We start from the raw sequence: 23,896 nt of genomic DNA on the forward strand, positions 1-23,896 counted from the left end.
CCTTTTAAAAGCGGCTGTCTTCCCACCAACGGCGCTCAGGCACGCCGGCGCGGGAGCCGGCCTCGCCGAGCTTGATGCCCAAGAAGTGGTAGAGGTTAATGATATTGCGCTCGAAGCCCCACTCCGAGCCGGCCATGTAGATGCCGTAGAGGCGGGCGGTGGGCAGGCCTACCAGGTTGCAGGCCTCTTCCCAGTTCTCCTTCAAGTTCTCGCACCACTCGTGCAGGGTGCGCATGTAATCAAAGCGCAGGGATTCGGTGTGGAAGACCTCGAAGCCATTGTCCTGCATGGCCTTGGTGACGTTGCCGGAACCGGTGAGCTCGCCATCGGGGAAAATATAGCGGTCGATGAAGCCGCCTTTGGGCGTCTTGTGGTTATCCGGGTAGGTGATGTTGTGGTTCAACATCAGGCCGCCGATCTTGAGCTTGCTGTACATGAACTTGAAGAAGTCATCGTAGTTCTGCACGCCGATGTGCTCGATGATGCCGATGGCGGAGATGGCATCAAAGCCTTCTTCGGTGACATCGCGGTAGTCCATGAATCGGACCTCGGCCAGATCCTGTAGGCCTTCTTCCTCGATTTTCTTTTGGCCCCACTCGGCCTGCTCTTGCGACAAGGTCACGCCGATGGACTTCACGCCGCGGCGTGCGGCGTAGCGCACCATGCCGCCCCAGCCACAGCCCACGTCTAGGTGGGTGTCGCCTTCTTTCAGGCGCAGCTTGTCAAAGATGAGGCGGTACTTGTTTTCCTGTGCCTCCTCCAGGGTGGCGTCCGGGGTGGGGAAGTAGGCGCAGGTATAGGTCATGGAATCGCCCAAGAAGAGCTCGTAGAAGTCATTGCCCACGTCGTAGTGATCAGAAATAACGTCGGCGTCGCGCTCTTTGGAGTGCTTGGACAGGCCATCGTGCAGCTTGCGGCGCAGCCAAGAGGCGCGCTCTACCTCAGGCACCGGCTGGATGTGGAAAGCGCCCATGGAAGCCAGCGAGCGAACCACGCGGGCCAAGTCTTTAGCGCTGGGTTTTTCAAACTTGTCATACATGGCGTGCAGGGCATTGAAGATGCCGTACGGGTGGGCGGGGTGCTCGCCTTCTACAGAGATGCCATCGGTGACATAGGCGCGGGCGAATCCGACGTCGCCTGGGTGGGTGGCGATATAAGCAAGTCCGCCAAGGCTATTGATGGTGACCTTGTATTCGGCATCGACAGGGCCGGTGGCCGAGCCATCAAAGGCCTCCCAGCGGAACGGGTTGGGACTAGGGATGAAGACGTCGATGATCTCAGCAACGGTCATCGGCGTGAATTTTTTGCTCATTCAGACTTCTTTCGCAATGTTGGGGTCACACCAATAACGACCTTGGTGTTTAGGGACCGCAAGGCCGGAATCCTACGGGTAGAAAATTGCGCAGGGCAATAATTAACATGGTAAACCCCTAGCGGAATAAGCGCGAAAGAATGGGCAATCATTGTCACATAATGCGGGTTAGATGTGGCTCGCAGTTATATAGCTGGTAGGGTTATGGGGTCAAAAGTGTTCCACCGTTCCTTTGGGACTCCTTGTCTTTACTTCTTAACGCCGTGTGAGAAAGATGTGGAGCCCTGAGGGGGCCAACGAGTGTCCACCTCCGTGTGTTGCTGCGTGAGGAATCCATAGATTCGCGCGTGACAGCGGTAGGCCAGGAGGATTTTGTAGTGTCCGCCATTTTGCAGGCTTTTAAGGATGCCGACCTACGCAAGAAGATCGTCTTCACCGTCGTGATGATCATTGCGTACCGCATCGGTGCACAGATCCCGTCGCCGGGTGTAGATTACGCGTCAATTGCAGGACGCTTGCGTCAACTGACAGAGGAATCCGGAGACCTCTACTCCGTGATTAACTTGTTTTCTGGCGGCGCCCTATTGCAGCTGTCGATCTTCGCCATCGGCATCATGCCCTACATTACGGCGTCCATTATCGTGCAGCTGCTGACCGTGGTCATCCCGCGCTTTGAGCAGCTGAAGAAGGAAGGTCAATCTGGGCAGGCGAAAATGACCCAGTACACCCGCTACCTCACGGTCGCCTTGGCGCTGCTGCAATCCTCCGGCATCGTCGCGCTGGCGGACCGCGAGCAGCTGCTGGGCCAGGGCGTGCCGGTCTTAGCAGAAGACCGCAACTTCTTCACCCTCATCCTGCTCGTGGTGACGATGACCTCCGGTGCCGTCCTCGTAATGTGGATGGGCGAGCTGATTACGGAAAAGGGCATTGGCAACGGCATGTCCCTGCTCATTTTCGCTGGTATTGCTACGCGCCTGCCTACCGATGGCATGAATATCCTGCAAAACAACGGCGGCATGGTCTTCGCGATGGTGTTGGTCGGCCTTATCGTCTTGGTCGTCGGCATTACCTTCATCGAGCAGGGCCAGCGCCGCATCCCGGTGCAGTACGCCAAGCGCATGGTGGGCCGTCGCCAGTACGGTGGCTCTTCCACCTACTTGCCGCTCAAGGTCAACCAGGCCGGCGTTATCCCAGTCATCTTCGCCTCCTCGCTTATCTACATGCCGGTGCTGATCACGCAGATCGTCAACTCCAGCTCCGTGAACACCCCGGATAACTGGTGGCAGCGCAATGTCATTGCGCACCTGCAGGCGCCGTCGTCCTGGCAGTACATCGTCTTGTACTTCCTGTTGACCATTTTCTTCGCATACTTCTACGTTTCGGTGCAGTACGACCCCGCCGAGCAAGCGGATAACATGAAGAAGTACGGTGGCTTCATCCCAGGCATCCGCCCGGGCCGCCCTACGGCGGAGTACCTCGGCTTTGTTATGAACCGCCTGCTCAGCGTCGGTGCCCTGTACTTGGCGTTGATTGCCATTTTGCCGAATATCCTCCTGGACCTCGGCGTCGGCCACTCTTCTGCTAACGGCACCTCCGCCTTTGGCGGTACCGCCATCTTGATTATGGTCTCCGTCGCGTTGACCACGGTCAAGCAAATTGAATCCCAACTTCTCCAATCCAACTACGAAGGACTATTGAAATAATGCGTCTTGTACTTCTTGGCCCTCCCGGTGCTGGCAAAGGCACCCAGGCAGCAATCCTGAGCGAAAAGCTCGGCGTTCCACACATCTCTACCGGTGACCTCTTCCGCGCCAATATTGGCGAGGGCACCCCGCTGGGCGTTGAGGCGAAGTCCTATATTGACGCCGGAAAGCTAGTGCCTACCGATGTCACCGCGCGCATGGTAGAAGAGCGCCTCAGCCAAGACGACGCCAAAAACGGCTTCCTCTTGGACGGCTTCCCGCGCACCACCGAGCAGGCAGACATCCTGGAAGAGCTGTTGTCCAAGAAGGGCGAAAAGCTCGACGGCGTATTGAATTTCGAGGTTTCTGAGGACGTCGTTGTCGAGCGCATGATGGCCCGCGGCCGCGCCGACGATAACGAGGAAACCATCCGCACCCGCCTGGGTGTCTACCGCGATGAGACCTTCCCGCTCATCGAGCACTACGGCGATGCCATCATCCCCATCAAGGCAGAAGGCTCCGTCGAAGAGATCAACGCTCGCGCCATGGAAGCGCTGGGCAAGTAATGGCTTTTCGGCGCCGCACCAAGCGCATTCCCGCCCGCACCCCGGGCGAGCTGGATGCTATGCAGGCGGCTGGCGAGATCGTCGGCAAGGCGCTGCAAGCAGTCCGTGCCGCGGCGGCGCCAGGAGTGAGCACGCTGGAGCTCGATGCGGTGGCGGAACAGACAATCCGCGATGCCGGTGCCACCCCTACCTTCAAGGGCTACGAAGGCTTTCCGGGCTCCATTTGCTCCTCCGTTAACGATGTCATCGTGCACGGCATCCCGGATGCTAAGACGGTGCTTGCCGATGCCGACCTCGTCTCCATCGACTGCGGCGCCACCCTCGATGGGTGGGTAGGAGATAGCGCGTGGTCCTTTCCCATCGGCGAACTCGACCCGGGCGTTGCGGCATTGAACGCGGCGACCGAATGGGTGCTCATGGAAGGGCTACAGGCGATGGTGCCGGGCAACCGCCTGACGGATGTCTCCCACGCCCTGGAGCAGGCGACTTACCGCGCAGAGGACAAGTTTGGCGTATCCCTCTACATCGTGGATGGTTACGGCGGACATGGCATTGGCCGCACCATGCACGAAGAGCCCTACTTGGAAAATGAGGGAAAGCCCGGCCGCGGTCCCCTCATCCAGGAGGGCTCCGTCCTGGCCATCGAACCCATGCTCACCTTGGGCACCGTCGATAGTGCGGTGCTAGAAGATGACTGGACGGTGGTCACGCTCGACGGCTCCGTTGCCGCCCACTGGGAGCACACGGTGGCCGCGACGGTGGACGGCCCGCGCATCCTCACCAGGCGCTACTAATACTTATTCCCCGAAAAATCGCCGCTTAAACTAGGCGATAATTCCCTGAAAGGTTTATACTCACCACTATGTCTAAATTCAGCCTCCGCAAGTTAAGTGCCACCGTTGCTGCACCAGCAGTGGCTGGCGTCATGGCATTGAGCACTATTGCCGGCGCCCCGGCAGCTTCTGCTCAGCAACTCCCTAATCTCGACCAGCTCACCGCACAGGCCCAGCAGCAGGTTGATAACTTCCAAGGCCAGACCCGTGACCAGGCATGGCAGACCCGTACTGACATCCTGGATCAGGCTGAGAAGTACGCCCCAGAACTGGCACCGAATGTACAGTCCGCAGTGGATAGTGCACTGGAATTCCTTTTCCCGGGCCTAGTTGCGCAGAAGAACGAGGAAGCACGCCAGGCTCGCGAGGCCGCTGAGCGCGCACACGCACAGCAGATTGCGGAAGAAAAGGCGAAGGCTGAAGAGGCGGCGCGCCGTGCGGAGGAGCAGCGCCGCGCTAACCAGTTCGACCGCGGTTCCTGCCCGGCAGACGCCAAGATCTGTGTCGACCTTGACGGCCGCCGCACCTGGCTGCAGGAAGGTGGCGACGTCTCCTACATTTCCCCATCCATGTCCGCCGGCATGGTGGGTGAGGAAACCCCGCGCGGTACCTTCCACGTCAACCGCAAGGTGAAGGACGAAATCTCCCGCGAGTTCAATAACGCACCGATGCCGTACTCCATTTACTTCACCAATAACGGCCACGCTTTCCACCTGGACAACACCAACGTTGACTCCAACGGTTGCGTGCATCTGCCGTACGATGCCGCGGTTCGCTATTGGAACGATGTCCAGATTGGTGACAAGGTCTACATCTACTAATTCGATGTAGCTCACCGCGTTAACGCGCCTCGCCCTCGCGCTTGGTTCCAGAATCAGGAACTGAGCTCGAGGGTATTTTTAGTTTTACTCCGCTGGTTTGGGATTTATGAAAGTGCGTACGGTTTGGAAATCGTGTCGCTGCAGCGTATGCTGGTTTGACGGTGTATAGCGCCAGTAGGTCTGGTTGGCTTGCACCACCGCAGTAGACAACAAACATGCAGGTGACAGGTACTTGTCTGTCGCCAGAAAAGTAGAGGTTATGGCTAAGGAAGGCGCAATTGAGGTAGAGGGTCGCATCGTCGAGCCTTTGCCAAACGCAATGTTCCGTGTCGAGCTCGACAATGGGCACAAGGTTCTTGCACACATTTCCGGTAAGATGCGTCAGCACTACATCCGCATCCTCCCGGAGGATCGCGTCGTCGTAGAGCTGTCTCCTTATGACCTGACCCGCGGACGCATCGTCTACCGCTACAAGTAAACACAGTCAGCCTCCTCACCCAAGGGCGAAGCATGGTTTTGTCCTGTACACCTCAGGCTACGGTGGCCTGAGCCCGCACTGGTAAGCAACCCAAGGATCCCCGGCACGGTCCGGGCGAAGCGTTGCATGGAGCGGGACGGATGGGGAGAAAACCGCCGTAACAACCCGAAAGGACACGCCTTATGGCACGTCTAGCTGGTGTTGACCTCCCACGCAATAAGCGTATGGAGGTCGCTCTCACCTACATCTACGGCATCGGTCCAACCCGTGCCAAGGAATTGCTAGAAAAGACTGGCATTTCTCCTGACCTGCGCACCGACAACCTGGATGATGAACAGGTTTCGGCACTGCGTGACGCAATTGAAGGCTCCTGGAAGGTAGAGGGTGACCTCCGCCGCCAGGTTCAGGCTGATATTCGTCGCAAGATTGAAATCGGAAGCTACAAGGGTCTGCGCCACCGTCGCGGTCTGCCGGTACGCGGTCAGCGTACGAAGACCAACGCGCGTACTCGTAAGGGCCCGAAGAAGACGATCGCAGGAAAGAAGAAGTAGTTCATGCCTCCAAAGACTCGTTCCGGCGCACGCCGTTCCGGCCGTCGCGTCGTCAAGAAGAATGTGGCTCTGGGCCACGCATACATCAAGTCCACCTTCAACAACACCATCGTCTCGATCACCGATCAGACCGGTGCTGTTATCTCCTGGGCATCCTCCGGCCACGTTGGCTTCAAGGGTTCCCGCAAGTCCACTCCGTTCGCTGCGCAGATGGCCGCTGAAAGCGCCGCACGTAAGGCAATGGACCACGGCATGAAGAAGGTTGACGTATTCGTCAAGGGTCCGGGCTCCGGCCGCGAGACCGCCATCCGTTCCCTGCAGGCTGCAGGCCTCGAGGTTTCCTCGATCACGGATGCAACTCCACAGCCGCACAACGGCTGCCGTCCGACCAAGCGTCGCAAGGTTTAAGGGAAGGAAAGAGGTAAGAAAATGGCTCGTTACACTGGCCCCGCTACCCGCGTATCCCGCCGTCTTCGCGTCGACTTGGTCGGCGGAGACATGGCATTCGAGCGCCGCCCGTACCCTCCGGGACAGGCTGGCCGCAACCGCATCAAGGAATCTGAGTACCTGCTGCAGCTCCAGGAGAAGCAGAAGGCAAAGTACACCTACGGTGTGCTGGAGCGTCAGTTCCGCCGCTACTACACCGAGGCTAACCGCCTCCCAGGCAAGACCGGTGACAACCTGGTCATCCTGCTGGAGACCCGCCTCGACAACGTGGTTTACCGCGCCGGTCTGGCACGCACCCGCCGCCAGGCTCGCCAGCTCGTTTCCCACGGTCACTTCACCGTGAACGGCAAGAACATCAACATCCCGTCCTACCGGGTTACGCAGTACGACATCATCGATGTCCGCCCGCGGTCCCAGAAGATGGAATGGTTCGAAGACGCTCAGGACGCTCTTATCGATGCCAACGTACCGGCATGGTTGCAGGTCGTTCCTGATACGCTGCGCATCCTCGTGCACCAGTTGCCCGAGCGCGCTCAGATCGACATTCCGCTGCAAGAGCAGCTCATCGTCGAGCTTTACTCGAAGTAAACTGTTATACCGCACGGCCCTTCACGGCCACGCGGTCCATCAGGAATCTTCAACCTCAAGATTTTTACCCCCTCTACCGGCGTCAAATAGCGGTCGCCGAAAAGGAGAATTGAAATGCTCATTTCCCAGCGTCCTCAGCTCACCGAGGAATTCATCGACTCGTCTCGTTCCAAGTTCGTTATCGAACCGCTCGAGCCGGGCTTTGGTTACACCCTCGGTAACTCGCTGCGTCGCACCCTGCTGTCGTCCATCCCGGGCGCAGCGGTAACCTCCATCAAGATTGATGGTGTGCTCCACGAGTTCACCACCATCAACGGTGTGAAGGAAGACGTTTCTGAGATCATCTTGAACATCAAGAGCATGGTCCTGTCCTCCGACTTCGATGAGCCGGTGGTTATGTACCTGAGCAAGGAAGGCCCTGGTGATGTCACCGCGGGCGATATCCAGCCGCCGGCTGGCGTGGAGATCCACAACCCGGATCTGCACATCGCTTCGCTGAATGACACCGCTAAGCTGGACATTGAGCTCGTCGTTGAGCGCGGCCGTGGCTACGTCCCGGCTGCCGCAACCTCTGGGGAAATCGGCCGTATTCCAATCGACCAGATCTACTCCCCAGTGCTGAAGGTCTCCTACAAGGTCGAAGCTACTCGTGTTGAGCAGCGCACCGACTTTGACAAGCTGACCATCGACGTCGAAACCAAGAACTCGATTTCCGCCCGCGATGCCCTGGCTTCTGCCGGCGGCACCTTGGTCGAACTGTTCGGCCTGGCACGCGAGCTGAACAACGCAGCCGAAGGCATCGAGATCGGCCCCTCCCCGCAGGAGACCGAGTATATCGCCGCCTACGGCATGCCTATCGAGGACTTGAACTTCTCCGTTCGCTCCTATAACTGCCTGAAGCGTCAGGAAATCCACACCGTCGGCGAGCTTGCAGAATGCACCGAGTCCGACCTGCTGGATATCCGCAACTTCGGTCAGAAGTCGATTAATGAGGTAAAGATCAAGCTGGCTAACTTGGGCCTTGCTCTGAAGGACACCCCTGAGGACTTCGACCCCACCCAGCTCGAGGGCTACGACGCAGAAACCGGTGACTTCAAGGACCCGGCTGCGGACGATTCCGAGTAAAGAATCACCCTGAACTGCGGCACTCGTTGCCGCGCGCTCAACTTTTACCGCACACGAGGAGTAAACAATGCCTACCCCGAAGAAGGGTGCCCGTCTCGGTGGCTCCGCCAAGCAGCAAGCTCACATGCTGAGCAACTTGGCAGCTAGCCTGATCGAGCACGGCGCCATCAAGACCACCGATGCCAAGGCGAAGGTTCTTCGCCCGTACGTCGAAAAGATCATCACCAAGGCTAAGTCCGGCACCATTGCTGACCGCCGCGCAGTGCTGAAGCTCATCCCGCGCAAGGATGTTGTTTCCCACCTGTTCGACGAGGTTGCACCGAAGTTTGAGAACCGTGAGGGTGGCTACACCCGCACCATCAAGCTGGACAACCGCACCGGTGATAACGCCCCGATGTCCCAGATCTCCCTCGTTCTTGAGGAGACCGTGACCTCCGAGGCTAACCGCGCTACCCGCGCTGCCGCTTCCAAGGCCGCTGAGGCTGAAGAAGCTCAGGCAGACGAGGCTGCAGAGACCGAGGCTCCGGCCGAGGACACCGCAGCTGAGAACACCTCTGCTGAGGAGTCCGAGGAGAAGTAATCTCCCTCGGCCACTGAATCCGCGTCGGCCCTAACGCCGCGCGTGGATTGCACCGACTACTCGCAGCAGTAGCGCACAATGGCCGCCTTCCCATACTCTTTACGAAGAGAGACGGGAAGGCGGCTTTTGTCGTTTTCCCTCAGCCCCTGCGCCGCGACCTCCTGGGCCTCGGTATTTTAGTGTGACTATGAGCCGGTTTCGTCGCGCATCCACCCGCGCATCCACCCGCGCAACCTCTTATGCGCATCCTCCACTGCGATAACTGAGCAATTACGGCCCTCAGATATTGCATTTTCTGCTCAAAACGAATAGGGGAGGTGTAGCAGGAGAAGTTGCACATTTCGGGAACCCGCCGCCGCCTCCGGTAGCATTAGGTCCACCATGACTGAAGCAGCACCGATCGCAGATGAGGGACCAGCGGAAGGATTCGTTCGGCTCCGGTTAGACCTGGCCTATGACGGCACCGATTTCCACGGCTGGGCTAAGCAAAAGGGCGGACTGCGTACCGTCCAGGGCGTGCTCGAGGAGCAGCTGGCCATGATCGCGCGCACGGAGGTGCCGCTGACGGTGGCCGGACGTACGGATGCGGGCGTCCATGCCCGCGGGCAGGTGGCGCACGTGGACGTACCGCAAGAGATGTTGGAACAACGGTCCGTAGGAGGCGATCCGGGAAAGTTAGTGCGCAGGCTTGCCAAGCTGTTGCCGGAAGACGTCCGGGTGCACGGCTGCGAGGTGGCGCCGGAAGGTTTTGATGCCCGATTTTCTGCGCTGCGTAGGCACTACGTGTACCGGATAACCACCAGCCCGCGGGGTGCGCTGCCGACGCGGGCGCGCGATACGGCCGAATGGTTCAAACCGGTAGACATCGATGCCATGCAGGATGCGGCCAACGCGCTGGTAGGCCTGCACGATTTTGCGGCCTTTTGCAAGGCCAAGCCGAATGCCACCACCATTCGAGAATTACAGGAATTTAGCTGGCAGGATGTCTCGACACCGGAAGAACCGCAGCTCTTTGAAGCCCGGGTGACCGCGGACGCCTTCTGCTGGTCGATGGTGCGCTCTTTGGTGGGCTGTTGCTTAAGCGTTGGGGAAGGCCGCATGGACGTCGACTTTGCCGCGGCATTGCTTCAGGAAACCAAGCGCTCCTCTCGCATTCCCGTAGCACCGGCGAGGGGCTTGTCCTTAGTACAAGTGGATTACCCGGAGGCGGGCGACATGTCCGCGCGCGCGCATATGACGAGGGAAAAGCGCACGACCTTGTGAAAACACGCTGCCAAGTGGCAGGGCCGTGGAGCCTACGCTAGCCTGAGGTCTGGGTTTATTTAGACTTTCGGGGAAATTTCGGGGGGAAATTCATGGCACGTCCATTGCCAACGACGAAGGCCCAAGTCTCGGGCCATAAATTTTTGCGCCGCCGCGTGGAACACGGGCTCGTATTGGGCGATACGCGCATGATCCATGATCCGCTAGCCCGCCGCCGCAAGGCGATGATATTCGGCGGGGTAGGCGTGGCCTTTTTGGCCGTCGGTTCTGGGCTTTTAGCCTGGTTGCAGCCGAGCCCGCAGCCAGGGGACGCGCCCATCGTGCGCTCGGAACAGGGCCAGCTCTTCGTGGATGTCAACGATACGTACCACCCCGTTTACAACCTCTCTTCCGCGCGGATCATCGCCGGCGAGGCGGCCGAGGCGCAGACCATTGGGGACGAGCATTTACGCGAGGCCTCGTTGGGCACTCCCGTGGGGATTTCGGATGCGCCCGGCTATTTGGCCGCACCGGGCGAGACCCCGCAGCGCTCGTGGGCGGCGTGCCTTGCCGGACACGATGAGCAGCCTGCCGATAACCCCACCAGCATCGATAGCCAACAGGTGGCCCAAGAAGAGGTCATCGTGGTAGCGGATCCGCCGCAGGAGGGCTTTGGGGAGGAGCGTGCTGCGCTCGCAGAAACGGATGGCACGCAGTGGCTGCTCACCGCGGACGGGCGGGTGCGTTTACCCGATGCGCAGAGCACGGAGGGCCGGGTCATCCGCCGCGGGATTGGCATCGACGGGAGCACCCATGCCTGGCCCGTTCCCGCGGAATTGCTCAATGCCTTTGCGGAGCAGCCGCCGCTGACGTTTCCCGATCCGCTGCCGGACATCATGGATACCGGGCAGGATCAGTGGGCCCGGACGGACGACGGCGTCGCCGAGCTTTCCGCCACCCAGGCTGACATGCTGGTTAGCTACGGCGCGACGCGCAAAGAAGCCTCACCACGAGAGATAGGCGCGCTTGCCGATTCCCCCTTAAACTTCCGCCTGCCCGCCACCACCTTCGACTTCGTTGACCCAGGTGAGGGCTGGATGTGCGCCGATAGCAACGGTGGGGCAGCGATGGTGACTGAGAACCCCGGGACGGTAGCGCTCGCAGGTGAGGGCATAGCGGATCGCTTCGGTGGGCTATCGGCAGGAGGAGTTGGTGTGGATACCGGGCATGGCTATCACGTTGTCTCGCCGACGGGGCAGCGCCATGCGGTGGACAATAAGGAACTCTTGGAGGCCCTCGGCACCGGTATCGGGGCGGAGGTTCCGTGGGAAATCATCCGGCTACTGCCAGAAGCCTCGCGCTTGGACCGGGACGAAGCTCTGCAGGTCAGCCGCTAGGCCGACTTGGCTCGGCGTAGCCCGCGGGCAACCGTCAGGCCGGTCAGCAGCAGGACTAACCCGCCGATCACCCACCCGGTACGGCTCGCCGCTGGGGAGTGTTCGTCTTTGGCGGGTTGGATGGTCAGATCGCGCGCGGGTGCGGCATATTCGCCATCGATATGGGTCAGGGCGGCGAGCGGGTCGATGAAACCGTTGCCGGGCTCGCCGGCAGAGAGGAGACGTTGGCGTATATCGGCGGCGCTGGCGTCTGGGTAGCGCTCGGCTAATAAGGCGGCGGTGCCGCTAACCACCGGAGCCGCGAACGAGGTGCCATGAAACTGCGCCAGGGAATCCTGTTGGTTCTTCCCGTCTGCCCAGCCACCGGCGGGATTAAGCGCTAAAGGGACGAAGCCGTGGGCGGATAATTGTGGGCCATCGGCAGGCGTGAGGGAGTACTCCGCCAGCGCGTGGGCATCCTCTTGGGCGCTAATGGATAATACGGTCGGTGAATCAGCGGGAAAGACGTGATCGCCTTCTTCGCAGGTGCCGGAGGAAATATTGCCGGAGGCTGCGATGACTACCGCGCCGGCATCTTCCGCGTGGCCGAGCGCCTCATCCAAGCGGGAGCTATCGATGCGCTGCGCGGTCTTCGCTGGAACGCAGGACACGACGGAAATATTGATGACCTGGGCGTTGTCCTCCACGGCATGATCGATGGCGCTGGCCAATGTGTCGAGCGAGCCGGTAGTGCTGTCCTCGTCGGACTCGCCGGCCGTGCCATCGTATTGGCGATAATGCGCGCTGGTTTGGCGGATGGCGCGGATCTCAGATCGCGGGGCGATGCCAATATCGTGCCCGGCAATGATGCCGGCTACAACGGTGCCGTGCAGGTCGCAATCCCGGTGCGGATCCGGTTCTTCCGGAGTGACTAGGTCCGCGCCTGCGGTGAGATTCGGCAGCTGATCGTGGTGGGCAACGCCGGTATCGATGACGGCTACCTTAATGCCCTCGCCCGTGGCAAAGGAATGCAGCTGGGAGCGGTAGGCGCGCTGATCCTCGGAAGGTTCTGGCGCTAGGGGAGAAGGATGCGCGGTGGCGCATTCCCGGTCCGGTTCCCGCGCGCCCGCGATGGGAGCTGCTGCGATGAAGCCGCCGGTTTCGGCGAGGACACACGCGGTGAGGGCACAAGCAGCAAGCCTTGAACTGCCGCTGAAACCAGGTAGTACGGAAGAACGACGCGAGCGATTGTGGTGCATTATCCTAGCCCCCGAATGAGCTCGAAGATCCCGGCGAGGTGCGCGGCAAGCGGCAGGCAGGCGGCGATGGTCAGGGACTCGATGCGTTCGAACCAGGCGATGGTTGTTGGTTCCACCTCGCTCATTTTGGCCGTCCACAGTGGTGCGCTTAACATCGCGGCAAGCAGGAGGGCGGCGACCGCCGTCGGCGCCCAAGCGCCGGCAAGCCCATTGGTGGCAATCGCATGCACGGCGCACAAGCAGGCGGTGAGGCAGGCAACCATAGCGACGAGCATGAGAGCCCAGCTGGCAAGCACGCGCCCGTGACGCGCGGCGTGCATGACCACCGTTCCGGCAACAGAGACGCAGAGCGCTTGGACGAAGCCGAGCCCGGTTAAACCGGTGCCGAAGAGCACGGCTATGCGAGAACCGATGGAAGCGTCTCCCGCCTCGTTCACGGTCCCGTCCGTGGCCACGAGGGTGCCGGTGCCGGTGAAACTGAGCGCGATAAGGGCCGGGATGAGGCAGAGCGCGATTGCGCAGCAGATGCCCTCGTAGGCGTACCCGGCGCGGGTGGCGCGATCGTCCACATCGGGCTGGAGTTCATCCGATACGGCGAGGTCTTGGCCTGCGGTGGGCAATTGCGGCACCTTGAGTCCCGCGGTGGCGATGGTCAGCGCGGGGGCGGTGGCAAGCACAATGACGCCTGCGATAACGGTGCCCGCGGCCGCTGCGGTGCCGTGGCTCGTGCCGATGCCCGAATTCCCACTGAGCCCAGGAAGCAGGTAGCTCACGGCCGCAATGAGCACTAGCCCGGCGATGGTGAGCACACCGGAGGTAATGCGTACCGTGCTTAACCGGGTGAGGTGGCAGGCCAATAACGCCGCGAGGAGGGTGGCGCTGGTGCTGAGGGCGGCATAGGGGGCATCGGCAAGCGCGGGCGAAATAAGCGCCCACCCGCTCGCCGCCCCTGCCGCCAGGGTGAGCATGACAAGCGATAGCGCCCGCGTCCACAGCGCGAGCACGAAGGCCGCGATGGCGAGCCCGGCGCAGGCCACCGCCGGAAGTGAGAGCACCCAGGCCACGGCGAAGGCCGCGGCAAGCCCAGTCCACGCCCAGACGATGGGAATGGCGGAGGTGGTGTCGTCGCGGCTTTGGGCGGCGAGGGATTCGGCCGCATCGCGGATTACGGGCGCGGGCCGCTCCTCGCGCGGGGAGAGCACCAGGATGGAGCCTTCCGCAAGCGGCGTGGCGGCAAGCGGTGCGGTGAGGTCGATGGTGCGCCCGGATGCCGTGCTGGCGCGCCAGGGTGAGTCGATCGCGGGTGCATCGACAAGATCGGTAAGTTCTGCCATGAGCTCGCCGAGGCTGGAGCTTAATGGCAATGCCACGTCTGCTTCCTTGTGGAAGGAGTCTGCGTGGATGCGGATGGTAAGGCGCAGGTGATGCGCCGTTGGAGCGGTCATAATTCCCCCGAATTGTCTAAAGATTGTGGGCGTCCCCCTTGCCCAATGCCACATATTGTGGCTTACTGGTGGCGTCGTGTCCACCGCAGCGCGGGGAATCTTGGCAGGGGGCCAAGAGCGCTAAGCGTGTGGATCGGGGGAGGATTTTACCCATGCTTGGGATCGGGGAAACCCACATCGTGGAGCCATTGTCCATGCCGCTTCGGGACGCGCCACCGCCGCTTCCCACCGGCACCATCGAGGCAGAGGAAGTTCCGGAAGCGGTGCGCCCACAGCCGGTGCCGCTGGTGCGCCTGCTGCTGCCCATCGTGATGATCGCCGCCATGCTGGGCATGGTGGCGTTGATGGTGCTGGGCGCGGGCGATTCGCGGCATATCAGCCCGGTATCCTTGATGTTTCCGCTGATGATGCTGGCCAGCATGGCCATGATGTTTGGGCCGCACAATAGCGGGCAGGACCCGGATGAAACCCGGCGGACTTACTTGCGCCACATTAAGGCGCTGCGGGAAAAGGCCCTGGATAATGCCGGTGCGCAGCGCGCACACGAGCTGTATCGGCACCCGGATCCGGCGGGGTTGGAACCGCTGGTGGGATCGCGGCGCATGTGGGAGCGCGGGCCTGATGATCCGGATGCCTTGGAGGTGCGCGTGGGCACTGGGCCCACCACGTTGTGCACGCCCATCAACGTGCCTGATTCTGGTGCGACCGAGGACCTGGACCCGGTCTGTGCGGTGAGCATGCGCCAGGCCATCAAGGCGGTGGGCACCGTGCCCGATATGCCGGTGGTGATCCAATTGCAGGCCTTTAGGTTTTTATCCTTTACCGGCAATAATGCCCGCGATACGGTGCGCGCCCTCGTCATGCAACTAGCCCTGGCGCACGGCCCCGAGACCATCGGGATCGAGGCCATCGGCGGCGATTGGGAGTGGCTGAAATGGCTGCCGCACACCCGGGAGCCGGACAAGGCGCGGTTTCGCATTGTGCTTGTCGATGCCCTCCTGACCACCGGCACCGAAGACTTCTTCCACGGCGATTCTTATACCACCGTCATTGAGGTAGATGGTGCGCCGTCGTCTGCGTTGAGCCTGCGCGCGGAACAAGAAGGCCTGTGCCTCGTCGCGGCGGATACCCTGCAGGCGGTCACGGCCGCGGGCGTGGAAGAACTGGGTACACCCGATAGTTTAGGTACTGCCTCGGCCACGATTATGGCCCGCCGGATGGCGGTCTTTCGCCGCCCCGATAGCACCTCTGGGCGCCGGGGCAATGATTTGCTGGGGCTGCTTGGTTACAGCGGCGTGGATGAGTTGGCAGCTAGCGGCATGTGGCACGGGCGCGATGGCGCCTCGCGGCTCATGGTGCCCATTGGCATCGATTCAATCGGGCAGCCGGTGACCGTGGATCTCAAAGAATCCGCGCACGGCGGAATGGGGCCGCACGGCCTGTGCATCGGGGCGACGGGCAGCGGTAAATCTGAGCTCCTGCGTACTCTTGTCACCGCGCTTGCTGCCACGCATAGCCCGGATGAACTCAACCTGGTGTTGGTGGACTTCAAGGGTGGTGCGACCTTCCTAGGCTGTGACCGCCTGCCGCATACCTCCGCGGTCATTACTAATCTTGAAGAAGAATCCACCCTGGTAGAGCGCATGTATGACGCCATTTCCGGGGAGATGAATCGCCGCCAAGAGCTCCTGCGCACCGCGGGAAACTTTGCCAATGTGGGCGAGTACAACGCCTCTGCGGATGCCGTGCGGGACTACGGCCCCTTGCCGGCGCTGGTCATCGTCGTGGACGAATTTTCCGAGCTCTTGGGCCAGCACCCGGATTTCGCCGAGCTCTTCGTTGCCGTGGGGCGCTTGGGGCGCAGCCTCCACGTGCACCTGCTTTTGGCCTCCCAAAGGCTTGAGGAAGGGCGCTTGCGGGGGCTGGACTCCCACTTGTCCTACAGAATCGGCCTGAAAACCTTTTCCTCCGCCGAATCCCGCCAGGTCCTTGGCGTCACCGATGCCTACCACCTTCCCGGCCAACCCGGCGCCGGCTACCTCAAATCCGATGCCGAGGATCTCACTCGGTTTCAGGCCTCCTACGTATCAGGGCCGCTCGCGCGCCGGGCTGCACCTGGCACGGGGACGCACGCGGCCACGGACCAAGATGGCAACCCTGCAGGGCCGCCGCGCCGGGTGGAGCTTTTTACAGGCTGGGCGCAGGACGATGCCGCTGCACAGAATTCGCCCTCGGTGGTCATGGATGAATCCACATCGGTTCTTACCGAGGTGGTTCGCGCCGCCGGTGAGGAGGCCGCCGCGCGGGGCCAGGAGGCCCACCGCATCTGGCTGCCACCGCTGCCGCCGGTCATCGAGCTTTCGTCCCTCGATATGGAGAATGCGGGTTCCACCGCAGGGCAACTATCCGCGCCGATTGGGGTCATCGATAGGCCTTACTACCAGCGCCAAGACCAATTGGTCATCGACTTTCACAAGCACGGCGGCCACCTTGCCCTGTGCGGGGGACCGCAATCCGGCAAGTCGGGCGCGCTGCGCACGATAGTCTCCTCCCTAGCACTCAACCGGCGGCCGGAAGATATCCGTTTTTATGTCATCGACTTGGGCGGTGGGCAGCTAGCCGCCCTCGACCGGCTACCGCACGTTGCCGGGGTAGCCGGGCGCGAAGAAGGCGAAAAGATCCGCCGCATCGTCGATGAGGTTGCCGGGTTTATTCGCCGGCCGGAATCGCGCGAGACCTTCTTGATTATCGATGGCTGGCACCACATCGGCCCATCCAATGCGGAGTTTGAGGATATAGCCGAATCCATCACGGATATCGTTGCGGACGGCGCCTCCGCCAACGTACACGTCGTCATCGCCACCTCCCGGTGGACCACGATGCGCCCGGCGATTAGGGATCTCATCGCAAACCGCCTCGAGCTGCGCTTAGGTGAGGCGCTCGATTCGCTTATTGACCGCAAGCTGCAGCAAAAACTGCCCAGCGCTCCGGGCAGGGGGCTGACACAGGCCGGCGAAAATATGCTGCTCGCGCACACCTCGAATCAAGATATTGCCCATATCTGCCGCGTGCATGCTAACGCCGTTCCCGCCCCGCAGCTGAAGATGTTGCCCGCGGTCCTGACCCCAGAGGCGCTGGCTGCCCATGGCGAAGCCCCCACTGGCGGCATCCCGTGGGGCATCGGCGGGCGCGACCTTTCCACCTTGGCCTGGAATCCGGAGCGCGAACCACACCTGGTTGCCATCGGCGCCCAAGGCTGCGGCAAGTCCAACTTCTTGGCGCAGGTCATGCGCGGGATTAGCCGCCTTCCGCGCGAGGCGGCGCGACTGGTGGTCATCGATCAGCGCCGCGCCCATCTGGGCACGCTGGATCAGGACATGGTGGCGGCCTATGCCGCAACGCAATCCAGTGCGCAGGAGGAAATCGTCAATACCGTTCGCACGCTGGAACAACGCTTGCCGGGACCGGATATCACCCCAGAGCAGCTCGCCGCCCGCGATTGGTGGGCGGGCCCGGATATTTACGTGGTGGTAGATGATGCGGACTTGGTCAGCGATATCGCCCTCGCGCCCTTGATCGATCTCTTGCCGCACGCGCGGGACATCGGCTTGCACATGGTCATCGCCCGAAAATCCGGCGGCATCGGCCGGGCGCTGTTCGGTCAGTTCTTTTCCGCGGTGCGCGACCTGCAACCCGCATTCCTGCTTTTCGATGCCGACCGCGATGAAGGCACCATCTTCGGGCTCAAGCCCAGCCACCAGCCGCCTGGGCGCGGGCAATGGAGCATCCGCGGCGAAAACTTGGGAATCGCCCAGGTGGTTTACGGGGAAGGAGAAGAATAAATGTCTACAGAAACGCCTATCTCCGCACCAACGGCAACGATTACGGTGACCGTCATGGATGCGGCCACCATCTTTGAAGGCCCAGAAACCGTGTACCGCTACGATCTCGCCGGAACAGGCATCGTAGAAGGCAAGGCCTTAGGCCACGTCATGGACCAGATTGCGAAGATCGCTGGATCCGCCTGGCCGGACGTGGACGTATCCGTCATCGCGGATCCCTCTGGCACCGCCGTCTCCCGCGAGGCCGTCACCATCCTGACCCGACAACTCGATGTAGCTGGCGCCCGCGTGCGGCAGCAGGACGCAACGCCCGCACCGGAATCAACTCCAGTACGAGAGGCTGAATCGGTTGCGGGCGAGGCAGGGGCGCAGGAAACAGTGCCTGCATCGGCTTCGGCGGCTCTTGCAGACGCTTCAGAATCCGCGCCCACAGCCCAGATGGATATATCCATGGAACGCGCGGAATCGGGAATGGAAACCGAGACTGGCACCGGAACCGGAACCGGAACCGGAACTGGAAAGCGAGCAGGAAAGGAGAGAGGAACGGGCACCCGGTGGGCCGATAAGCTGCGCGGCTGGATAGGTGCCATCGACATGTTCCACGTCGCGATCGTCGTGGTGATCCTCGCCGTCGTCGGCGCCTCGTGGTGGGCCATGGGCGCGAATGCGTCCAATGATGAGGAAGACGGCGAGGCGGTCACCACCGCTGGAAGTGCCACCGCTGCGAGCGCCGCCGATTCCGTGCCGACGGACGAATCTGGTGGTGGCAGCGATGACAACGCGGACGCGGCTGGCGACGCGGGCGGTGATGGCGAGCTCAACCCAGGCGAAAAGCGCCTTGATATCGAAGGGCTGTCCGTCGTCCTTCCCACCGGATTTCAGGCCACTGTGGAGGAAGGCCTGGTGACCGCTACAGGAGAAGACCCTGATCTAAGGATTCTCTTAGCGGCGGACTCGCTTTTCAACGTTCCAGCCAGGGCGCTCTTTGATGAAATCAAAGCCCAGGTGGATAAGGATCCAGAACTGCGCGATGTATCTGAGGACGCGGGGCGTTTGCACTATGTAGAAGACCCCGGCGATGGCTCCGTAGTGGAATGGACCATATGGGAAGATACCGGCCACCACATGTCGGTGGGGTGCCATACCCGGCATAACGCTAATGCCGTGCAAAAAGCCGCGTGCCGGATGGCCACCGAATCCCTGAGCAAGAAATAAACAGAAAAGTTTTTAACATCCCGGGAACCAAATGGGTCTGAGCACAGTCCAATAACGGTGAGAAAGCACAGAAGCTTTTTCGGGGGAAATCACACTCAACATCTCTTCCCGCCCTAAGGAGGGGCGCACTGTTATGTCTCAGACTTTTAAGACACAAGCCGATGTCATGGTCTCCACCGCCGGCCGCGTCGATAACACCAATGACGAGGTCCAAGGCGAGCTCACCCGTCTGCAGGGTGTCGTTGATTCTGTCCGCGGCAGCTGGGCCGGCCAGGCGCAGGTTTCATTCGATAACTTGATGCAGCGCTACAACACCTCCGCGCAGCAACTGCGCGAGGCATTGACCTCGATTTCTGAAAACATTCGCAGCAATGCCCACAACTTCGACAACGTCGAAGCCGAAAACACCCAGGCCTTCTCCAATGTTGGCGGCGGCCTCGCCCTGTAACCCAGTCACCTCCACCAGCAAATTCGAAAGGAAGCATTTTCGACATGTCCGAGATCAAGTACCAATTCGGCGCCATCTCTTCTGCCGCAGCCGATATCAACGCCACCTCCGGCCGCATCAACAGCACCTTGGCCGACCTCAAATCCCGCCTGCAGCCCATGGTGAGCACCTGGGAAGGTGAATCCGCAGTGGCCTATAACCAGGCCCAGGCCAAGTGGGATAAGGCAGCGCAGGAACTCAATACCGTGCTGGCAACCATCTCCAAGACCGTGTCCCAGGGCAATGACGCCATGAGCGATGTCAACCGCCGCGCCGCCGCTAGCTGGGGCTAACGCGCCCTTGGCAGCATCTATCTAGCCTGCTTCTTTAAAGCGCAGTAGGGGAGTCGGGCGGTGCCCGTGCCCGTATCCATCTGGCAGGAGGCGAACGCAGCCGCCGTCCCCTACCGCGCCACTTACACAAACTGCCACATAGAACCTCTTTTACCGGTACCTTTTCTTCCTGGAAGGTGCCGGTTTCGGCGTTTTGGTCTTTTACTCCGGTAGCGGCTAAAGTTGTAGCCCTATGTGTTCGCTCGTCGGCAAGCAGCTGGCGAAGCGCTTCCCGCAGGTCTCCACCGGCCGCTGTTGGGAAGCGAATGGATGCTTAGCGCTGGCCGGCAGTTCCGAGACAGACTTTCAAGGAGTCATTTTGTCTACTTTCCACCCAAAGAGCGGTGACATCACCCGCAAGTGGTACGTCATCGATGCTACTGACGTGGTGCTGGGCAAGCTTGCTTCCACCGTGGCAGACCTGCTGCGCGGCAAGCACAAGCCACAGTTCGCACCCAACGTTGACACCGGTGACCACGTCATCATCATCAACGCTGACAAGATTCACGTTTCTTCCAACAAGCGCGACCGCGAATTGCGCTACCGCCACTCCGGTTACCCGGGCGGTCTGAAGTCCATGACCCTGGGTCAGTCTTTGGACGCCAACCCGGTCCGCGTTATCGAAGAATCTGTTGCCGGCATGATGCCGCACAACAAGCTCTCCCGCGCTTCCATCAAGAAGCTGCACGTCTTCGTAGGCGATGAGCACCCGTACGCCGGTCAGAAGCCGGAAACCTTCGAGTTTAAGCAGGTGGCACAGTAATGGCTGAGCAGAACATCGACAACAATGTAGCCGAGGCTGCTGACATCGCTGCAGCAAGCGCCGCTACCGAAGAGTTCACCAACACCATCGGTGATTCGTTGGCTAGCGCCAACCCTGAGACCGAGGCAGAGGTTGAGGCCGCTGCTCCGGTTCACGAGGGCCCAATTCAGACCGTCGGTCGCCGTAAGCGCGCCGTCGCTCGCGTTCGCCTCGTTGCTGGCTCCGGCCAGATCGTGGTCAACGGCCGCGAGTTCGCTGAGTACTTCCCGAACAAGCTGCACCAGCAGGACATCCTCACCCCGCTGACCCTGCTGGACCGCGAGAACCAGTTTGACCTGAAGGTCACCGTTAACGGTGGTGGCCCGACCGGTCAGTCCGGCGCCCTGCGCCTGGCTATCGCTCGTGCGCTCAACATCTACAACCCGGCTGATCGCTCCACCTTGAAGAAGGCTGGTTTGCTCACCCGTGACGCTCGTGCAGTTGAGCGTAAGAAGGCTGGTCTGCACAAGGCACGTCGCGCACCGCAGTACTCCAAGCGTTAATCTCGCTTCTACTGCGCGCGCAAGCGCCGTACACTGCCGCTGCTTCCCCATTCTGGGAGGCGGCGGCTTTGTCGTTTTATCGCTCTTGCCGATGCCCCTCCGATTGGGCCGGCCAAACCCCGCTTGGCCAGCCTCTTGAGGCTTAGCCGTGCGTGAGGCATAAGCGCTCAGTCGAGGGCGCGATGAAGCGCCCTCACGCCGCAGCGCACCACGGACTGTAGGAACAGAGAAAAGCCCGCCTCTCATCGCGGGAAGCGCTAATGCGCAGTGCGATGGAGACGGGCTAGGGACCGAGGGCCTAGGGCCTAGGGGAGAGGTCCGGTTAGGCGGAGAGATTACTCATCGTCTTCTGCGGCCTTGTCCTCGGTTTTCTTCTTTGCAAAGTTCTTGAGCTCGGCGCGGCGCTCTTCGCGGAGGGCTGCCTGCTCTGCGAGGTATTCATCCGATGCGTTGATGGTGTACCACTCGTGGAGGTACGGGTCATCGTTTTCAATTTCTGCCCCGGCACCGTGGGCTTCTGGAACGGCGGAAGAGCTGAATACGAAGTCACCGTTGTGTTCTTGGAGGCCCAAGTGGGTGCCGCGCTCAATGGCGGCATGGGCGTATTTCCTGCGCAGTATTGCAGGGTCGCGTGCCAAGTCCTTGCCCCACGCCACCATGATGCCGATGAGGATGAAGGTAAACGGCAGCGAACTGGAGACCATGATGGACTGCAGGCCGCTCAGGGCATCCTTGCCGGCGATGAGCAGCAGGAACAAGGAAATGCCACCTAGGGCAACGCCCCAAATAACGGAAATCGACGTCGAGGGAATTGGTCGGCCTGATTGGGACATGGAGCCCATGACGTTGGTAGCGGAGTCAGCAGCCGTATTGAAGAAGACGACCACAGCGAGGAGGACGATGACCGTGGTGATGCTAGATAGCGGCAGCGATCTCATGAGATCGAACATCACATTCTCGCCGGAACCTTCAATCTCGATTCCGTCTCCATCCAGGTGAGTCTTGATAGCCGTGGCACCAAAGATGACGTACCAGAAAAGCGACAGGGTGGTAGGCACGAGCATGATGACGAAGACGAATTCGCGAATGGTGCGCCCGCGGGAAATCTTCGCAATAAACATACCGACGAAGGGCGACCAAGAAATCCACCACGCCCAGTACAGCATGGTCCATGCGGTGACGAATTCCTTTTCTGGTTCACCCTGGGAGGCGGACAGGGACATCATGTCTTCGAAGTGCTTGAAAAACTGCAGCAGGGAGGCGGGAATCAGATCCAGGATGTAGAGCGTCGGCCCAGTGATGAGAACGAAGACCGCGAGGCCGATGACCAAGCCCATGTTGATATTGGACAGGATGCGGATGCCGCGCTTGATGCCGGACATCGCGGAAAGAATGAAAAGGATGGTGAGGATCGTAATGATCACCACCATGATTCCGTTGCCCTCTAAAGGCTTGCCGGTAAGGATCGAGGTACCCGTGCGGATCTGCAGCGCACCGATACCCAGGGAGGTAGCCGTGCCGAAGAGGGTGACCAAAACCGCGAAGATATCGACGATCTTTCCAAATACCCGGTTATTCGAATCCGTAATGAGGGGTTCAAAGAGCGAGGAAATAAGCGGGATACGGCCGCGTCGATAAGCGGCATAGGCAAGCGCGCCGCCCACCAGTGCAAAGATCATCCACGGCAACGTAGCGTGGTGAAGTACTGCCTGGGCAAAGGCCGGAAGGATGGCCTCCTGGCTGCCGGATTCGACGCCGGAAAGATACGGCGGGGGAGTCAAGAATAGGGCAAGCGGCTCCATCGGGCCGTAGAAGACCAGGCCGATTCCCATACCAGCGGCAAAGAGCATGGCGATCCATGCGTTGCGGGAGAAATCGGGCTTGGAATCATCGGCGCCGAGCTTAATTTTGCCGGTTGGGGCGATAGCGATCGTCAGCAGGAATGCCGTGGTGGCAATCATGATGATCGTAAATAGCCATCCAAAGTTTTGGACGACCCACGCCCGCATGGTACTTCCTGTGCTAGCCAGATTATCTGGGGCGATGATGGCCCACAGGATAACGGCAAAGGTTGATGCCAACGCCACCGCAAAGACCGTTTTATTGGTCTTAAAATCGGCGCGGGTGTTTTCGACACTTACTCCGGGAATGAGGGCTGGATGAATAGCGCGTTCCCCAGAAGCGGCTTTCGCAATGGCTGACCGTGCCTTCTGCGAGGTAGTTTCAGGTGACTTGTCACCTGAAGATCTAGGTTCGTTCATCGTTGATCCTCTCTAAGGCAAAAGAGTGAAGTATAACCTAGCTAATAATTTCATATAAATGCCAAAAAGTACTACTTTAAGCAAATTTTGCTTTTCATCACAAGGACATTTTTCGTGATGTTGGTTACCTAATTAGCTCGCTTGTCGAT

Annotated in this window: 22 protein-coding genes; 18 read left to right on the plus strand and 4 right to left on the minus strand. The window is 60.6% G+C overall.

Annotated features, from left to right (window positions below):
• Positions 1-4 precede the first annotated feature (4 nt).
• Complete coding sequence (locus QP908_RS06430) at positions 5-1,312, minus strand: class I SAM-dependent methyltransferase (RefSeq protein ID WP_239269094.1); 1,308 nt, start codon at positions 1,310-1,312, stop codon at positions 5-7.
• A gap of 377 nt (positions 1,313-1,689) precedes the next feature.
• Here QP908_RS06430 and secY point away from each other — a divergent pair, with 377 nt between their 5' ends.
• The 12 genes from secY to eccB all read left to right on the plus strand — a co-directional run bounded on the left by secY (position 1,690) and on the right by eccB (position 11,622).
• Positions 1,690-3,015, plus strand: a complete 1,326-nt coding sequence (secY, locus tag QP908_RS06435) for a preprotein translocase subunit SecY (RefSeq protein ID WP_239269092.1) — start codon at positions 1,690-1,692, stop codon at positions 3,013-3,015.
• Positions 3,015-3,560, plus strand: coding sequence for an adenylate kinase (locus tag QP908_RS06440; protein WP_126318292.1), 546 nt, complete (start codon positions 3,015-3,017; stop codon positions 3,558-3,560). The genes secY and QP908_RS06440 overlap by 1 nt, the downstream gene beginning before the upstream one ends.
• On the plus strand, positions 3,560-4,354 hold the full coding sequence (map, locus tag QP908_RS06445) for a type I methionyl aminopeptidase (RefSeq protein ID WP_239269090.1): 795 nt from the start codon (positions 3,560-3,562) through the stop codon (positions 4,352-4,354). The genes QP908_RS06440 and map overlap by 1 nt, the downstream gene beginning before the upstream one ends.
• Positions 4,355-4,422: 68 nt before the next feature.
• Positions 4,423-5,214 carry a L,D-transpeptidase gene (locus QP908_RS06450; RefSeq protein ID WP_239269088.1) on the plus strand — a complete coding sequence of 264 codons (792 nt, stop codon included), beginning with the start codon at positions 4,423-4,425 and terminating at the stop codon, positions 5,212-5,214.
• Positions 5,215-5,473: 259 nt separating this feature from the next.
• Positions 5,474-5,692: a translation initiation factor IF-1 gene (gene infA, locus QP908_RS06455; protein ID WP_003854422.1), complete on the plus strand. Its 219-nt coding sequence runs from the start codon at positions 5,474-5,476 to the stop codon at positions 5,690-5,692.
• A gap of 182 nt (positions 5,693-5,874) precedes the next feature.
• Positions 5,875-6,243 carry a 30S ribosomal protein S13 gene (gene rpsM, locus QP908_RS06460; RefSeq protein ID WP_023025213.1) on the plus strand — a complete coding sequence of 123 codons (369 nt, stop codon included), beginning with the start codon at positions 5,875-5,877 and terminating at the stop codon, positions 6,241-6,243.
• A gap of 3 nt (positions 6,244-6,246) precedes the next feature.
• Positions 6,247-6,651: a 30S ribosomal protein S11 gene (gene rpsK, locus QP908_RS06465; RefSeq protein ID WP_005277076.1), complete on the plus strand. Its 405-nt coding sequence runs from the start codon at positions 6,247-6,249 to the stop codon at positions 6,649-6,651.
• Positions 6,652-6,672: 21 nt separating this feature from the next.
• Positions 6,673-7,278 carry a 30S ribosomal protein S4 gene (gene rpsD, locus QP908_RS06470; RefSeq protein WP_023016758.1) on the plus strand — a complete coding sequence of 202 codons (606 nt, stop codon included), beginning with the start codon at positions 6,673-6,675 and terminating at the stop codon, positions 7,276-7,278.
• Between the two features lie 114 nt (positions 7,279-7,392).
• Entirely contained in the window at positions 7,393-8,403 is a 1,011-nt protein-coding gene (locus QP908_RS06475) for a DNA-directed RNA polymerase subunit alpha (RefSeq protein WP_239269086.1), read from the plus strand.
• Between the two features lie 67 nt (positions 8,404-8,470).
• A complete protein-coding gene (rplQ, locus tag QP908_RS06480) occupies positions 8,471-8,983 on the plus strand; it encodes a 50S ribosomal protein L17 (protein WP_005277082.1) in 513 nt (170 codons plus the stop codon).
• 381 nt (positions 8,984-9,364) lie between these two features.
• Positions 9,365-10,246, plus strand: a complete 882-nt coding sequence (truA, locus tag QP908_RS06485) for a tRNA pseudouridine(38-40) synthase TruA (RefSeq protein WP_239269084.1) — start codon at positions 9,365-9,367, stop codon at positions 10,244-10,246.
• Positions 10,247-10,338: 92 nt separating this feature from the next.
• Positions 10,339-11,622, plus strand: coding sequence for a type VII secretion protein EccB (eccB, locus tag QP908_RS06490; protein ID WP_239269082.1), 1,284 nt, complete (start codon positions 10,339-10,341; stop codon positions 11,620-11,622).
• Here the strand turns inward: eccB and QP908_RS06495 are convergent.
• The gene (locus tag QP908_RS06495; RefSeq protein WP_239269080.1) at positions 11,619-12,860 is read right to left on the minus strand and encodes a S8 family serine peptidase; all 1,242 of its coding nucleotides are present in this window, start codon (positions 12,858-12,860) and stop codon (positions 11,619-11,621) included. The two genes, eccB and QP908_RS06495, sit on opposite strands and share 4 nt — an antisense overlap.
• On the minus strand, positions 12,860-14,305 hold the full coding sequence (locus tag QP908_RS06500) for a ubiquitin family protein (RefSeq protein ID WP_239275519.1): 1,446 nt from the start codon (positions 14,303-14,305) through the stop codon (positions 12,860-12,862). Before QP908_RS06500 ends, QP908_RS06495 begins: the two co-directional genes overlap by 1 nt.
• A 152-nt stretch (positions 14,306-14,457) precedes the next feature.
• On the opposite strand from QP908_RS06500, the gene eccCa reads away from it, so the two are divergent.
• From eccCa to rpsI, 6 genes are all read left to right on the plus strand, one after another.
• Complete coding sequence (gene eccCa, locus QP908_RS06505) at positions 14,458-18,147, plus strand: type VII secretion protein EccCa (RefSeq protein WP_284771933.1); 3,690 nt, start codon at positions 14,458-14,460, stop codon at positions 18,145-18,147.
• Positions 18,148-19,362, plus strand: coding sequence for a type VII secretion-associated protein (locus QP908_RS06510; protein ID WP_239269072.1), 1,215 nt, complete (start codon positions 18,148-18,150; stop codon positions 19,360-19,362).
• Positions 19,363-19,495: 133 nt separating this feature from the next.
• Entirely contained in the window at positions 19,496-19,810 is a 315-nt protein-coding gene (locus tag QP908_RS06515) for a WXG100 family type VII secretion target (protein WP_005277114.1), read from the plus strand.
• A 44-nt stretch (positions 19,811-19,854) separates the two neighbouring features.
• Positions 19,855-20,142, plus strand: a complete 288-nt coding sequence (locus QP908_RS06520; protein ID WP_005277116.1) for a WXG100 family type VII secretion target — start codon at positions 19,855-19,857, stop codon at positions 20,140-20,142.
• Positions 20,143-20,500: 358 nt separating this feature from the next.
• The gene (gene rplM, locus QP908_RS06525) at positions 20,501-20,944 is read left to right on the plus strand and encodes a 50S ribosomal protein L13 (protein WP_239269129.1); all 444 of its coding nucleotides are present in this window, start codon (positions 20,501-20,503) and stop codon (positions 20,942-20,944) included.
• Positions 20,944-21,486: a 30S ribosomal protein S9 gene (rpsI, locus tag QP908_RS06530; protein WP_005281349.1), complete on the plus strand. Its 543-nt coding sequence runs from the start codon at positions 20,944-20,946 to the stop codon at positions 21,484-21,486. The genes rplM and rpsI overlap by 1 nt, the downstream gene beginning before the upstream one ends.
• Before the next feature lie 335 nt (positions 21,487-21,821).
• Here rpsI and QP908_RS06535 read toward each other — a convergent pair whose 3' ends face one another.
• Positions 21,822-23,747: a BCCT family transporter gene (locus tag QP908_RS06535; protein ID WP_284771934.1), complete on the minus strand. Its 1,926-nt coding sequence runs from the start codon at positions 23,745-23,747 to the stop codon at positions 21,822-21,824.
• Between the last annotated feature and the right edge of the window lie 149 nt (positions 23,748-23,896).

The sequence above is a fragment of the Corynebacterium sp. MSK204 genome (genome assembly GCF_030229885.1).
Classification (GTDB): domain Bacteria; phylum Actinomycetota; class Actinomycetes; order Mycobacteriales; family Mycobacteriaceae; genus Corynebacterium.